The 14,541-nt window shown below is 42.3% G+C and carries 14 protein-coding genes; 5 read left to right on the top strand and 9 right to left on the bottom strand.

What is annotated here, in order from left to right:
* The first annotated feature begins 76 nt into the window (after nt 1–76).
* From lipA to HYG93_RS06835, 3 genes are all read left to right on the top strand, one after another.
* A complete protein-coding gene (lipA, locus tag HYG93_RS06845; protein WP_106984662.1) occupies nt 77–1,090 on the top strand; it encodes a lipoyl synthase in 1,014 nt (337 codons plus the stop codon).
* A gap of 318 nt (nt 1,091–1,408) precedes the next feature.
* Complete coding sequence (locus tag HYG93_RS06840) at nt 1,409–3,916, top strand: acyl-CoA dehydrogenase (RefSeq protein ID WP_120366186.1); 2,508 nt, start codon at nt 1,409–1,411, stop codon at nt 3,914–3,916.
* A gap of 143 nt (nt 3,917–4,059) precedes the next feature.
* On the top strand, nt 4,060–4,446 hold the full coding sequence (locus tag HYG93_RS06835; protein ID WP_106984661.1) for a carboxymuconolactone decarboxylase family protein: 387 nt from the start codon (nt 4,060–4,062) through the stop codon (nt 4,444–4,446).
* A gap of 67 nt (nt 4,447–4,513) precedes the next feature.
* On the opposite strand, the gene HYG93_RS06830 is transcribed toward HYG93_RS06835, so the two are convergent.
* From HYG93_RS06830 to HYG93_RS06790, 9 genes are all read right to left on the bottom strand, one after another.
* Complete coding sequence (locus HYG93_RS06830) at nt 4,514–5,350, bottom strand: NAD(P)-dependent oxidoreductase (RefSeq protein ID WP_252149965.1); 837 nt, start codon at nt 5,348–5,350, stop codon at nt 4,514–4,516.
* A 45-nt stretch (nt 5,351–5,395) separates the two neighbouring features.
* The gene (rutG, locus tag HYG93_RS06825) at nt 5,396–6,757 is read right to left on the bottom strand and encodes a pyrimidine utilization transport protein G (protein WP_106984659.1); all 1,362 of its coding nucleotides are present in this window, start codon (nt 6,755–6,757) and stop codon (nt 5,396–5,398) included.
* 31 nt (nt 6,758–6,788) lie between these two features.
* Nucleotides 6,789–7,289, bottom strand: coding sequence for an NADH-dependent FMN reductase RutF (rutF, locus tag HYG93_RS06820; protein WP_228198939.1), 501 nt, complete (start codon nt 7,287–7,289; stop codon nt 6,789–6,791).
* 159 nt (nt 7,290–7,448) lie between these two features.
* Nucleotides 7,449–7,829, bottom strand: a complete 381-nt coding sequence (rutC, locus tag HYG93_RS06815) for a pyrimidine utilization protein C (protein WP_106984657.1) — start codon at nt 7,827–7,829, stop codon at nt 7,449–7,451.
* Nucleotides 7,830–7,853: 24 nt separating this feature from the next.
* Nucleotides 7,854–8,609 carry a pyrimidine utilization protein B gene (gene rutB, locus HYG93_RS06810; protein ID WP_106984656.1) on the bottom strand — a complete coding sequence of 252 codons (756 nt, stop codon included), beginning with the start codon at nt 8,607–8,609 and terminating at the stop codon, nt 7,854–7,856.
* The gene (gene rutA / locus HYG93_RS06805; protein WP_106984655.1) at nt 8,606–9,721 is read right to left on the bottom strand and encodes a pyrimidine utilization protein A; all 1,116 of its coding nucleotides are present in this window, start codon (nt 9,719–9,721) and stop codon (nt 8,606–8,608) included. Before rutA ends, rutB begins: the two co-directional genes overlap by 4 nt.
* Nucleotides 9,722–10,071: 350 nt before the next feature.
* Nucleotides 10,072–10,866, bottom strand: a complete 795-nt coding sequence (gene rutD, locus HYG93_RS06800; protein WP_106984654.1) for a pyrimidine utilization protein D — start codon at nt 10,864–10,866, stop codon at nt 10,072–10,074.
* 89 nt (nt 10,867–10,955) lie between these two features.
* Nucleotides 10,956–11,213 (bottom strand): hypothetical protein, encoded by a 258-nt coding sequence (locus HYG93_RS06795; RefSeq protein ID WP_106984653.1) that lies wholly within the window; start codon nt 11,211–11,213, stop codon nt 10,956–10,958.
* 176 nt (nt 11,214–11,389) lie between these two features.
* Nucleotides 11,390–12,574: a trypsin-like peptidase domain-containing protein gene (locus tag HYG93_RS06790; protein WP_120366184.1), complete on the bottom strand. Its 1,185-nt coding sequence runs from the start codon at nt 12,572–12,574 to the stop codon at nt 11,390–11,392.
* A gap of 173 nt (nt 12,575–12,747) precedes the next feature.
* Here HYG93_RS06790 and HYG93_RS06785 point away from each other — a divergent pair, with 173 nt between their 5' ends.
* Together HYG93_RS06785 and HYG93_RS06780 are read left to right on the top strand one after the other, a co-directional pair.
* A complete protein-coding gene (locus HYG93_RS06785) occupies nt 12,748–13,506 on the top strand; it encodes a Nif3-like dinuclear metal center hexameric protein (RefSeq protein ID WP_106984651.1) in 759 nt (252 codons plus the stop codon).
* 159 nt (nt 13,507–13,665) lie between these two features.
* Nucleotides 13,666–14,292: a superoxide dismutase gene (locus HYG93_RS06780; RefSeq protein WP_106984742.1), complete on the top strand. Its 627-nt coding sequence runs from the start codon at nt 13,666–13,668 to the stop codon at nt 14,290–14,292.
* The last annotated feature ends 249 nt before the right edge of the window (nt 14,293–14,541 follow it).

Raw genomic sequence — 14,541 nt, 5'->3', positions numbered from 1 at the left:
TTTAAGCTTAACTCGGCTATAATATTGGGACTTATTTTCGTATCTCTCCCCGTCTGAAACAGTGGAAAAGTTGAATATGTCTGAAAACCGTAAACCTGAACAGGGTGTCAAACTTCGTGGCGCAGAAAAAGTCGCTCGTATACCTGTAAAAGTTATTCCTACGGTTGAAACGCCACGTAAGCCAGACTGGATCCGTGTAAAAATGTCTGCACCAGAAGAAGTGCAGCGCATTAAAACCACATTACGTGCCCAAAAATTACATACCGTATGTGAAGAAGCAGCTTGCCCGAATTTACCTGAATGTTTTGGTGGTGGTACTGCAACATTTATGATCATGGGCGATATTTGTACGCGTCGTTGCCCATTCTGTGACGTGGCCCATGGCCGTCCAAATGCGCTTGATCCTGATGAACCGCGCCACATGGCAGAAACAATTTCAAATTTAGGTTTGAAATATGCCGTAATCACCTCTGTAGACCGTGACGATTTACTCGATGGTGGTGCACAGCACTTTGTAGATTGTATTAAAGAAACACGTGAACTTAGCCCCAAAACACTTTTAGAAATTTTGGTGCCAGATTTCCGTGGCCGTATGGATATTGCGCTTCGCATTATGACTGAGTGCCCGCCAGATGTGTTTAACCACAACATCGAAACGGTGCCTCGTCTATACAAAGCAATGCGTCCAGGTTCTGACTACCAGCACTCTTTAGACTTGCTCAAAATGTTTAAAGAATACTGCCCTGATGTGCCAACAAAATGTGGTTTGATGGTGGGTATTGGCGAAACTGAAGAAGAAGTGATTGCACTTTTAGATGATCTTCGTGCACACGATGTCGACTACGTAACAATTGGTCAATATCTACAGCCGTCTAAAGAACATGCCCCTATTGACCGCTTTGTAACACCTGAAGAATTTGAACGCTACACAGCGCATGGCCAAAAACTTGGCTTCAAAAATATTTGGGCAGCGCCAATGGTTCGTTCAAGCTACTTTGCAGACCGTCAATATTACGGCGAGCCTGTACCAGCTGTACGTCGTAAAACTGATCCTGCTAAAAAAATTGCTGTGCAAACGATTGAAGCTTAATGTTTTAAGTTTCTTTAAAGTACACTAAATATAAAAGCCCTCTGATATAGAGGGCTTTTATATTGCGCATGAATTACTTACTGCAAGGCCAACACAGCCTAATTACCTAAAAATACATTTCTAAAACATAAAAATATTGTGTAACGCTCATTTTTTATTCAGCCTTAAAACATACATTTTTGCTCTGCCAGATTTTGAGCATTAAGTCTTTATAACTGCACGACATAATATATTTAAAACAACAGCACATTGTTTTTTAGTCCTTAAATGTGACCGTGCTGATGCACTATCAGGCGTAAGCCAAAGGAGCACAGTTCTATGCTATTTCTGCTTTGCATTATTTTACTGATTGCAGCCTTATGGGCTATTTTCTTTTTTGAGCTCTCTCGTATTGCTGGCAGTGCCACGCTAATCATACTGTCTTTAATTGTAGCGTGGGTCAGCCCTTGGTCACTTTTGTTGGGTTTAGCGCTAATCCTCATTAGCTTGCTGGTACTTATTGAGCCATTACGTATGCGCTTTATTAGCCAACCAGCTTATAAAACCCTAGCCAATGCCATGCCTAGCATGAGTAGCACAGAACGTGAAGCTTTGGATGCGGGTACCAGTTGGTGGGAAAAAGAATTGTTTATGGGAGCGCCAGATTGGAAAAAATTTGATGCTTATCCCTATCCAGAGCTCAGCGCAGAAGAACAAAGTTTTTTAGACAATGAAGTCGAGCAACTTTGTAAGATGGTCAATGAATGGGACATTCATCATCAATATAAAGATTTGCCCCCTGAAGCATGGCAGTTTATTAAAGATAACGGATTTTTAGGACTGATTATTCCCAAAGAATACGGTGGCCGTGAGTTCAGCTCTTTTGCGCAAAGCCGTATTATGAGCAAAATCGCTTCACGCTCATTAACAACAGCTGTCAGCTGCATGGTGCCAAACTCGCTTGGCCCAGGTGAATTATTGTTGCACTACGGTACAGATGAACAAAAAGATCGCTATTTACCCGGCTTAGCCAAAGGAACAGAAATACCTTGTTTTGGTCTAACTAGCCCAGAAGCTGGTTCAGATGCAGGTGCAATACCTGATACTGGCGTGGTGTGTTATGGCGAATATGAAGGCCAGCAAGTGCTGGGCTTAAAAATGAATTTCTCCAAACGTTGGATTACCTTAGCCCCAGTAGCCACCGTAATTGGCTTAGCATTTAAGCTATACGACCCAGAGCATCTGCTTGGAGATACAGCAAAAATAGATTACGGCATAACCTGTGCACTTTTACCTGCAAACCATGATGGTGTAAAAACTGGTGCACGCCACAATCCAGGCTCACCGTTTATGAATGGTACCGTTGAGGGTAAAGATGTATTTATACCATTAGACTGGATTATCGGCGGGGTCAAAAATGCAGGCAAAGGCTGGCGTATGCTGATGGAATGCCTTGCAGTAGGTCGTGGTATTTCTCTACCCGCTTTGTCTACGGCGGCTAGTGAAATGAGTTATTTAAATGTTGGGGCATTTGCCAAAGTTCGCCAGCAGTTCAAAATCTCTGTGGGCAAGTTTGAAGGCGTACAAGAAGCATCCAGTGATATTGCCAGCGATGCTTATATGTTGGAAGCTTTCCGCTATATGGTGACGTGTGGCTTAAACCAAGGTGGCAAACCTGCTGTCATGACTGCCATGGCCAAATACTATGCCACTGAAACCATGCGCCGTGTAGTCAATCACGGCATGGATATTGTTGGCGGTCGTGCCGTACAGCATGGTCCACGCAACTTTCTAGCACTAAACTATCAAGCCATTCCTGTCTCAATCACTGTAGAAGGTGCCAATATTCTGAGTCGCTCACTCATGATCTTTGGACAAGGTTCCATGCGTTGTCATCCCTATTTATATGAAGAACTGCAACTACTGCAAGCAGAAGACAGTTCGTCGGCTTTAGCTGAGTTTGACACATTATTGTTTAAGCATTTGGCTTATACCTTTAACCGTACCGCACGCGCCTTTGCTTATGGCTTTACTGGCGGCTCGAGCCAAGCCTCTGAACATGTTGATGAATTTACAGCACCTTATTACAAAACCATTAATCGCTTGAGTGCGGACTTTGCACTTACTGCAGACATGTGCCTCGGCTTACTGGCAGGCGATATTAAACGTAAAGAAATGCTCTCAGGACGTTTAGCAGATATGCATTCATATATGTTTATAGCCACCTCAATTTTAAAATTTTACGAACATGGTTCAAAAACTGAAGATGAACAGCTGCATGCACAATTGGCATTAGATAAAGCGCTGTATCAGGCCCAAGAAGCTTTTTATGGCCTGTTTGAAAATTTCCCAATCCGCCCAGCAGCAATGTTAGTGAAATTCATCTGCTTCCCATTTGGTCGTCCACTCAACAAACCAAGCGACGAGTTAAAAAGAAAGGTGGCCGAAGCATTTATGCAAGACAATGCATTCCGTCAGCAACTAAAACAGCATGTGCACTATTCTGTAGAAGCACATGATGTGAATGGACGGATGGAGGCTGCATTTTTACAATTGCTCAGCATTGAACCGCTATGGGATAAATTTAAAAAAGCAGAATCGAAAGGTCAATTTAAAGGTCTAAGTTTTGAAGAACACCTTGCAGATGCTGAAGCCACTGGGTTTATCAGCGCAGAAGAAGCGCAAAAGCTGAAAGCCTATAACATTCAGCGTTATGACAGCATGCTGACTGATATTTTTGATACTGAGCTTAAGCATGAGTTGGAACTGGATAACCCGCATGCTCAAGCTGATCACGTAAATAAAAAACAGGCAGAAGATGAACCTGAAGCGTTTTTAAGGTTCTAAATTGCATCTTTTAAGTGTTGTTTAAAGGTCTAAAATTCAGCAGCCATCCGCTGCTGAATTTTTAGGTCTAAGACCATCAGCCAATGGTTTCGCCCAAAGATAGGTATAGGCTATAGATGTAAAATAAAATATAGAGGGTAAAAATGTCTCAGCAAGATTATGAAAATGGTTTAAAAGTACGTATCGAAGTCATGGGTGACAGCTTTGTCAAACGCGCACAAGACAATACTGTGCCGTTTACTCAACCTTTGCAGGACTGGATTAATGAACATGCTTGGGGCTCAACATGGCAACGTGAAGGCGTTTTACCGCGTAAATACCGCTCGCTAATTACCATTGCATTTTTAACTGCACAAAAAAGCCCAACTGAACTAAAAGGCCATGTCCGTGGCGCACTCAATAACGGCGCAACAGTAGAAGAAATTCAGGAAGTGCTACTGCATAGCCTGCCATACTGCGGTGCACCAGCAACTCAAGAAGCTTTTCGTGCGGCTTTAGAAGTGATTAACGAATACCAAAAAGCGGAATAAAGCGCTGCTAAAAATTATAAAAAACCGCAGCTGACTGCGGTTTTTTAATTTCTGATTTTCAAATTCTTTAAGATAATTCAATTTGATTGATTTTCTCTAAGCTCTGCACAGCAGCTGAAAAATCTAAAGACTGCGCTTGTGATTTTTCAATTAAGGCAAACTGCTCTTGCATCATACGCATGGCTGGCAACTGAAGCTGTTCCTGCTGAATTAAATCAATAGCGATGCCAATATCTTTTTGCAGTAAATCCAATGCGAAAGTTTTATTGAAGCTACGGTTTAACACACGCTGCGCCATAATATTTTCCGACATGCTGCTTTTGCCGCTGGAATGGTTAATGCAGCTCAGTGCAGAAGCTAAATCGACGCCTTTCGATTTCAATACCGTTAAGCCTTCTGCCAATGCCCATAGATGCGTCGCCATCAGCGTATTGTTGACCGCCTTTACAGCAAAGCCTGCGCCACTGCCACCAACGTGTTCTATCAAGCCTGCAAAAGCTTGAATGACAGGTTTCGCTTGCTCAAAAGCGAGTACATCACCGCCCACCATCACTGTTAGCGTACCTTTTTCTGCACCAATGGTCTGACCCGAAACTGGTGCATCTAAATAAGCAGAGCCTAACTGAGCCAAAACATCACTTAACTTTTGCGCTGACTCAGGCACGCCACTGGTACAGTCAATCCAGAAACTGCCCGACTTTGGCGGATGCGATGCAATGAGCTGTTCCACATCTGCACTGGTTGGCAGGCAAGAAATAATAAAATCTGCCTGAACCGCTTGTTCAATACTGACTGCCTGAGTTAAAAAAGTGGTTGCATGTTGCTTCGCTTTTTCTTCTGTACGGTTCCAGACCAACACCTCTAAACCTGTTTTAGGCAGATGGGAAGCCATGTGCCAGCCCATTGCGCCTAAACCAATAAATGCCACAGTTCGTTTCAAAGTCATCTCCTAGTGATGCGCTGCTGCTGGCGCTGAATCATCTTTAGATTCTGCAGACACAGCAGGTACATCTTTTTCTTCACCGCGGTTCAGCATAAAGTTCAAGAAAATTGCAGCCAATGTCGCTGTACCAATACCGCCTAAATCAAAACTGCCAATATGCAAGCTGAAGTTACCTGCTCCCATAATCAAACTGACTGCAGCAATAATCAAAGTGCTGTTTTTACTAAAATCAACTTTATGATCAATCCAAATTTTTGCGCCTGCAATGGTGATTAAACCGAAGACCACAATGGATGCCCCACCCAGTAAAGCTACTGGAATTGTGCTGATCACGGCGCCAAACTTTGGTGACAATCCAAGCAATACAGCAAATACACCAGCGACGACAAACACTGTAGTTGAATACACTTTGGTAACGGCCATTACACCAATGTTTTCAGCATAGGTCGTCATGCCTGTACCGCCGACAGAAGCCGACATAGTTGTACATACACCATCCGCTAAAAATGCACGGCCCATATACGGATCAAGGTTTTTGCCAGTCATGGCAGAAACTGCTTTGAAATGGCCTAAATTTTCTGCCACTAAAATCAAAGCAACAGGTGCAATCAGCAGCATGGCATTGGCTTCAAATACTGGCGCATGGAATGTTGGTAAACCGAACCACGCCGCATTTGAAATCGCTGCAAAATCAATCGGCTTGCCAAAACCCATTACATTGGTCAGCAAGAAATACACCGTATAAGCAGCCACAAGGCCTAACAGGAGCAATAAACGGCGCACCATACCGCGGGTAAATACCGCGACCGCGCTGATACATAAAATGGTGACCACCGCCATCCACATATCAAAATTATTTGCAGACACGCTTTTAATCGTTACGGGTGCCAAATTCAAACCAATGATCATCACAATCGCGCCCGTAACAATCGGCGGCATGAGTTTTTCAATCCATGCTGTCCCCGTTTTCATCACCACAAGGCCAATAGCTGCATAAATTAAACCACAGGCAATTGTGCCCCCCAAGGCCAATGCAATATTCGGGTTTGAACCTACCCCGCTATAACCAGTTGCTGCAGCCACGGCACCAATAAAAGCAAAACTTGATCCCAAATAGCTTGGCATGCGTCCGCCAGTCATAAGGAAAAATAAAATTGTGCCGATGCCTGTAATAAAAATCGTGAGGTTTGGATCAAAACCCATCAGCAAGGGAGCCAGCACAGTCGCGCCAAACATGGCGAACGCATGCTGCAGGCCCAAGACCATACTCTTTGAAGGGGGTAAGTATTCGTCAGTTTGTACTGGCGTTGTATCTAGATTGCCTGTGTAAGGCTTAAATTTCGGAAACCACGGTTCTTTTGTGTTCATTCGGCTCCCCTCCTTCAGATGGGACGGATATTTATGAGTTCATAGGTTGAGGTTCACAATAGCTACGGTTGAAATACATCAAGGCATTCGCGCCTTCTTGACACTGCATAGCTTTTACTTCGCAAATCAGTACATCATGGCTCCCCACAGATATGCTCTGTACCACCTCGCAATCAAAAGACACCAAAGCGTCTTCTAAAACAGGCGCTTGCGTTGTTAATGTGCGCCAAACACCATGCGAGAAACGTTCCAGCATTGGGGTTTTACCGCCAAAAATATTTGAAAGATGACTTTGCTGCGCATTCAGCGTATTTACACATAGCACTTTATTGGCTTTAAAGGTTTCAAAGACGGACGCCGAGCGGTTTAAACACACCAGCAATGTCGGAGGCGTATCCGTTACACTGCACACCGCAGATGCTGTAAAGCCTGCTTGGCCAGCGTCGCCTTGAGTGGTAATCACATTGACTGCCGCACCTAAATTCGACATGCCCTGTCTAAATTTTGCCTGATCCACTTGTTCAATTGCCATAACTGTATTGACTGCATCATCTGCCAAGGCAGGTACATGCTGTTTTGAAAATGCGCTCATCATTTCTGTTGCATTGATCTTGCTATTCATCGCCTTCTCCACAGGCTCGGATGCTAAGCGGTTCTGGCTTAGGCACCTCAGCCTTCATTCAATTCATTTTTATACATGCGCAATCGATGCTATTTCGACTAAAGCTTCAGGCTTTACCAAACCTGTCTGTACGCAGTAGCGCGCCGGCTTATCCCCTGGGAAATATTCAGCATAGACCGTATTGAAAGCGGCATAATCCGCCCAGTCTTTAAGGAAAATATGGTTAAAGGTCACGTCATCCATTGTGCCGCCTGCGGTTTCCAGCACTTTTTTAATGGTTTCTAAAATATGCCGCGCTTGGCCTGCACAATCTCCGACATGCACCACATTATTATGTTCATCAAATGCTAAAGTGCCTGATACATAAACAATATTGTCTGCTTTAGTTGCAGGTACAAATGGCGCAAGCGGTTTAGCTGTTCCTGCTGGCACAATAATTTCTTTAGGCATGTTTCGTTCTCCAATTCCTATTATTTATGCTGTTTTGTCTAGTTGTGCTTTAGGCTGAAATGTTTCAACAAAGTTCGCTGTGTCCGATACCCAGCCAAAGAATGTTTTAATGTTGAACAGACTTGCTTCATGGGCTTCTTTCGGCCCTGCTTGATAACAAGCATCGTTTAAAGCCACGCCAAAATACTCAAGGAAGAAACCGTCACGCAGTGTCGACTCCACACAGACATTGGTCGCTATGCCGACGAACACAAGGTTACGAATCCCTCGGCAACGCAGCATGCTGTCCAATGCTGTATTGAAAAATCCGCTGTAGCGTGGCTTTTCAATCACAAGGTCTTGAGGCAATGGCTGTAGCTCATCAATCAGTTCAAAATCCCAATGGCCTTTGGCCAGTAAAGTACCTTGCAATTCAGGTTTTTTACGCATGGTTTTTAAGGCATTGGATTTGTGAAAATTAGGCGAATCGGCCCCACCTGCTTCACGGTATTGCTCATCCCAGCCATTTTTAAAATAAATCACTTGAATGCCGGCAACATGCGCTGCATCAACTGCTTTTTGAATGTTTTCAACCACAGGTTTTGTTTTAGAGACATCAAAGCCTGCTAAGTCCAAATAGCCACCCTGTGATGTATAGGCATTTTGCATATCAATCACAATCAGCGCCGTTTGCTCAGGTGCAAGCATGATGGACTCTGGCTCAGCCATAAGGCATTTTCCTGTGCCTGCTTTTGCAGTGAAATTGCTGCAGACTGTCTCTTTAGATTTAAGCTCAATCATGCTGATTTCTCCAAAACAGCAAGTGGTGCTGGATCTGCATCAACCACAATGTCTTGGCGGCATTTCATTAAGGGCTGTACTTTTTGACCAAAATCTTCAACACCTTGAATAAAATCATCAAAGGTCAGCAAAATGCCTTCTGTACCCTTAATTTCACCAATCTCATCCAGCATTTTTGCAATATTTTCAAATGAACCCACGAGCGTGCCCATATTGATATTCACTGGTGAAACACTGGATGCCATTTGACGGATATTGGTATCTGCACCAGACGTCGTATCTTTACCGCCTTGATTCATCAGCCAATTAATGGCTTCCATATCTGCGCCGTCGTTATAGCTTTGCCATTTTGCAAAAGCTTCTTCATCTGTTTCAGCTGCAATCACCATAAACAGCACATAGGTCTGTACATCACGGCCTGTTGCATCTGTATGGGTTTTTAAACGGTCATTAATGTCTGCGTATGCTGTAGGTGTATTTAAACCCTTGCCGAATACAAAATTGTAATCTGCGTATTGTGCTGAAAATGCTAAGCCCGCATCAGACTGACCCGCACAGATAATTTTCATATCTGCTTGCGGTGTTGGGCTTACACGGCAATCTTCCATTTGGAAATGCTCACCCTTAAAGTCCGATTTGCCTGTCGCCCAAAGTTCACGCAGGACTTGTACATATTCAGACAAATATTCATAACGTTTGCCAAAGTATTCATCGCCCGGCCACATACCCATTTGCGTATATTCAGGCGCTTGCCAGCCTGTCACTACGTTTAAGCCAAAACGACCATTGGAAATAGAATCAATGGTCGATGCCATACGTGCCACAATTGCAGGCGGCATAACCAATGTGGCAGCAGTCGCATAAATTTTAATTTTGCTGGTTACTGCAGCCAAACCCGCCATTAAAGTAAATGTTTCTAAGTTATGATCCCAAAATTCTGTTTTACCGCCAAAACCGCGCAGCTTAATCATGGATAATGCGAAGTCAAAACCATAATGTTCTGCACGCTGCACGATTTGTTTATTCATCTCAAAACTAGGTTTGTACTGTGGCGCATTTTCAGAAAGTAGCCAGCCATTATTGCCAATTGGACAGAAGACACCGATTTTCATAGACACCGCCTCTTTTTACATTTTGATAAAAAATAGCTGTTTTTCGTCAGCCTAAAACTTAAATAGATTCTTAATGGATATTTAGCAAATGCTGTGCCAAATTTATTATTATATTTAATATCAAGTACTTATTATTTTTTTATTTTACTTTTTAGTAAAAAATAAAATAAACCATGTGATCTATTTTAGGTAGTGCTGTTTTAAAACGGTGCGTGTTTCGAACTAAGAAATTACCAGCTTAAAAATATTATTGGATATTTTTCACTCAATATATATTTTTACTAACCATTAAAAAACCCGAATAATTATTCGAGTTTTTTTGGTGTTAACTCAGTTTTTTAATTGCTAGGCTACAGTAAAAAATCCAGCACAGCCTGATTAATAATTTCTGTCTGAGTATGTGTAGATGCATGCGCCCCTTCTGCAAAAATACTCAGTTCACCATGCCCAATGTGCTGTTTTAAATCCGTTGATTTTTGTACAGGTACTAAAAAATCATCTTGATTGGCCACATAATGCATGCGGGTCTGTTCCAAGGCATCAACATGCGCCTGTGTGACTTTAAACTGCTGTAGCGCGTTTAAACGTGCGAGAACGTTCTCCTTGAGCGGGAAATTAGCCAGCTGTGCATTTTCGGCCTGTGACAGTTGTTCGATATGCTCCGAAATCCACTGCGGTGGGTACAGAAACAGCGCCTGAGCCCGTACATAGGCTTCTGCACCGCTATTTAACAATAGACTGATTCGAGCTTGGAAGCATTTTTGCGTATGCGGGTCTAATTCATTCCATGCATTAATCGGCGTTAAGCTTTTCATTATTAAGGGCAGATTTTGCTGTGCAATTAACCGCGCCAGCTCTATGCCGATATGCCCGCCTAGCGCATGTCCGACCACATGAAAGGTCTGAATTTTTGCGTCGAATAGAATATTCAGCAGCTGCTGCGCCAGATGCTGCATGCTGTATGGTTGTGGCAAATGCGCTGCACCTGCATGACAGCCTTCTTGGTCATATAAAACCACATGAAAGTGCTGTTGAAATGCGTGCAGCTGTGGCTGCCAAAAAGCGCCATGACCACCTAAGCCTGAAGAAAAAACCACATAATCTGCATTTGGATTATGTATACAAGGATGAATCTGATAATGCATTGAACGGCCTGTGCTTTCATAAATATTTTACCATTCAGCAAAATATGTGCCTATTCAATACTATTTCAATTTGCAACTTAGCGATCGTTTTAAATCCAGTACACATTTAAGCTATAAAAGAACTCATTTACCTCAAAGCGTACTTGATACCCCATTTGAGTTAATTCCGCAGACAGCGCACGAATTTGGTCTAAAGGTAAGTGCTTTGGCAATACCGTAAACACCGCAGTATTGCCCTGCTTCGCATTACTTTCTATTTGCTGTGCTAATCGTATTTTGTACTGCTCAATATTTAAATTGGCATGTATAGAAAACTCTTTCGCTTCTTTTGCACTAATAAAACTCATTTTATTCTCTGCTGTTGTTATTTTGACTTAAACATAGCGTAGCTCGATTTTATTTTCATCGCTTATTTTGCAACCAAAACTTACATAAGCTGTTATTTTTATTACTGAGTTTATAGGGCTATTTTTAACCATTAAGCAAAAAAGCACCTTTTCAGGTGCTTTTAGTGTGAATCACTTTAACGCGGTAATGGAATATACTGCGCATCAGAATTCTGGTTTTGTACTTGGCGCTCTGTCACCACAACATTTAAAGTCATTGGCTTGCCATCGCGCTCAATTGACACTTGTATTGTGCTGTTCGGTGCTTGCATCGCGACATAATTAATTAAGTAAGAAGCTGAGCCAATCTGCTCATCATTGACTTTCAATATTTTATCGCCTTTTTGGAAGCCAGCCTTATCCGCTGGACCATTTTTCTGTACATTCGCTACAACCACACCAGGTGCCTTGGTCTCAAAAACATTATCCTGAGAAACCGCTTGTAAGCTAATGCCCATATAGCCACGTACCACGCGACCATCTTTTAAAATCGCATTCATAATTTGTTGGCAAATTTTTGCTGGAATCGCAAAACCAATTCCAAGTGATCCGCCCGATTGCGAGAAGATCGCCGTATTTACACCAATCAAATTACCTGCCACATCAATTAAAGCACCGCCTGAGTTGCCGGGATTAATTGCAGCATCGGTTTGAATAAAATCTTCATAGGTATTAATCCCTAGATCAGAACGACCAGTGGCAGAAATAATCCCCTGTGTTACGGTTTGGCCCACACCGAATGGATTACCAATAGCAAGTACAACATCGCCTACTTCATTACCACTTAATTTAAATGGCAATACAGGCAAATTATTTAATTCAATTTTAATCACAGCCAAATCTGTGTCTGGATCTGTACCAATGACTTTAGCAGATGCGCGTCGGCCGTCACGTAAAGCCACCACGATTTGATCCGCCTGAGCAATGACATGGTTATTCGTCAAAATATAACCATCTGGGCGTACAATCACACCAGAACCTAAGCTATTTTCATTTGGGTCTTGGCTTTGGCCATCTGGCAATTGATTACCAAAAAATTCTCGAAAAGCAGGATCATTCAGCAAAGGATGATCTAATTGTTTCACTTTTTGAGTGGTAAAAATATTCACCACTGCTGGCGCGGCTACTTTAACAGCTGCACTATAAGACACCACACCACCTGTACGCGTTGTATCAATAAGTGGTTCTAGCTTTTCTGCAGGCATTTTTACCCCATCAGCCGCCACAGGCGCTTTAGGTTTTTGTAATTGATGCCAGCCGAAAAAACCTATAATCACAATTATGAGTAACACCCAAGGTAACCACGTAAAGGTCCGGCGCACGCTTATATCCTCTAAAATATTTTTAATTTATTTGATGACTCAGTCATTTAGCTCATATTGTAATGCAAAAAATGCTGTTCTTATTAAAATAAACACAGAGTTTTGTCATGCTTTAGTTACAATTAAACGCATATAGTGACCGCTGAAATACTGCGAATTTTAAAGAGATGTTTATGGCGCAATTAAACGAAATTATTCAATGGTGTGATCAAACTTTAAAATCTCGTGAATTTAAAGATTACGCACCCAACGGCCTACAAATTGAAGGTAAAGCTGAAGTACATAAAATTCTGTGTGCAGTGACTGCATCTCAAGATGCCATTGATGCTGCTATTGCTGCTGGTGCAGATATGCTTTTAGTCCATCATGGCTATTTTTGGAAAGGTGAAGCCTACCCAATTACAGGCATGCGTGGAAAACGCATTAAGAGCTTAATTCAAAATGACATCTCATTGGTGGGTTATCACTTACCTTTAGATAGTCACCCGACACTTGGTAATAATACGGCCATTGCAGACATTTTAGAACTGCAAAATATTGAAGCGCTTGACCCAACTGAGCGCAACCCGATTGGCAATATTGGCTATCTTGCAAAAGCAATGTCGCCTGAAGCATTTAAGCAGTTGCTGTCGGAACGTTTAGGTTTTGACGCAATACACTTGCCTGCGGATAAAACCAGCATTCAAAAAGTCGGCTTCTGTACAGGTGGCGCGCAAGATTATATTTCTAAAGCCTTTGAGCAAGGCTGTGATGCGTATATTTCAGGTGAAGTCAGTGAACGTACTTTTTATGAAGCGAAAGAGTTAGGCGTCCACTACTATGCTTGTGGCCACCATGCGACTGAGCGTTATGGTGTGCAGCGCCTTGGAAAAGCTATTTCAGAACAATTCAATATTGAGTATAGTTATTTCGAATTAAACAATCCGATTTAATTTTTCAAATAAGCCTGTTTTTGACATTTGGCCTTATACGTTTAATTTCGAGCTTTATTCTGTATTCTTATTTATAAGCAATGCGCAATTTGACTCGATTATCTATTACAATAAGTGCACTTAATGTCAAAACCCAGCAAAATGCAAGGAATTGAAAACATGACAACGATTACTTTACCAGCGTTACCATACGGTTACGAAGATCTTGCTCCACACATCAGCAAAGAAACTTTAGAATTCCACCACGACAAGCATCACAACACTTATGTTGTTAACTTGAACAACCTAATTGCTGGTACAGACCTTGAAGGCAAATCTTTAGAAGAAATCATCACAGCTGTAGCTGGCGATGCTTCTAAAGCTGGCGTATTCAACAATGCTGCGCAAGTTTGGAACCACACTTTCTACTGGAACTGTATGGCTAAAAACGGCGGCGGTAAAGCTACTGGCGCTTTGGCTACTAAAATTGACGAAGCTTTCGGTTCTTACGAAAAATTCGCTGAAGAGTTTGCAGCGGCAGCTACAACTCAATTCGGTTCAGGCTGGGCTTGGTTAGTTGCTGATGAAGTAAACGGCAACCTTTCTATCCTTAAAACTTCAAATGCTGACACGCCACTTGCTCACGGTAAAGTTGCTGTGTTGACGATTGACGTTTGGGAACACGCTTACTACATCGATTTCCGTAACGCTCGTCCTAAGTACATCTCTACTTTCCTTGAAAGCCTAGTGAACTGGGACTATGCAAATGCTAAATACGCTGGCCAAGCTGCTGGTGTTGAAAAATAAGATCTTTTGATTTTATTTCAGCATAAAAAAATCACCCTGAATGGGTGATTTTTTTATGGGTTAAGTAAATCTAAAAAAATTGTGAAACATGGTCTATTTATTGATCATGGAACGTGGCAAACTGAACCGTACCGGGTTTGTCGGAGACTCAGTATTCTGAGAGAATGTTCCGATGACCAAATTAAAATATACCCCTGAAATCAGAGAAAGAGCGGTTCAATTATTGATTGAATCTGAAAAAGACTATCC

The sequence above is a fragment of the Acinetobacter sp. SwsAc6 genome, from assembly GCF_013391565.1.
Taxonomy (GTDB): Bacteria; Pseudomonadota; Gammaproteobacteria; order Pseudomonadales; family Moraxellaceae; genus Acinetobacter; species Acinetobacter cumulans.
This window is presented reverse-complemented; position numbering and strand designations above follow the sequence as displayed.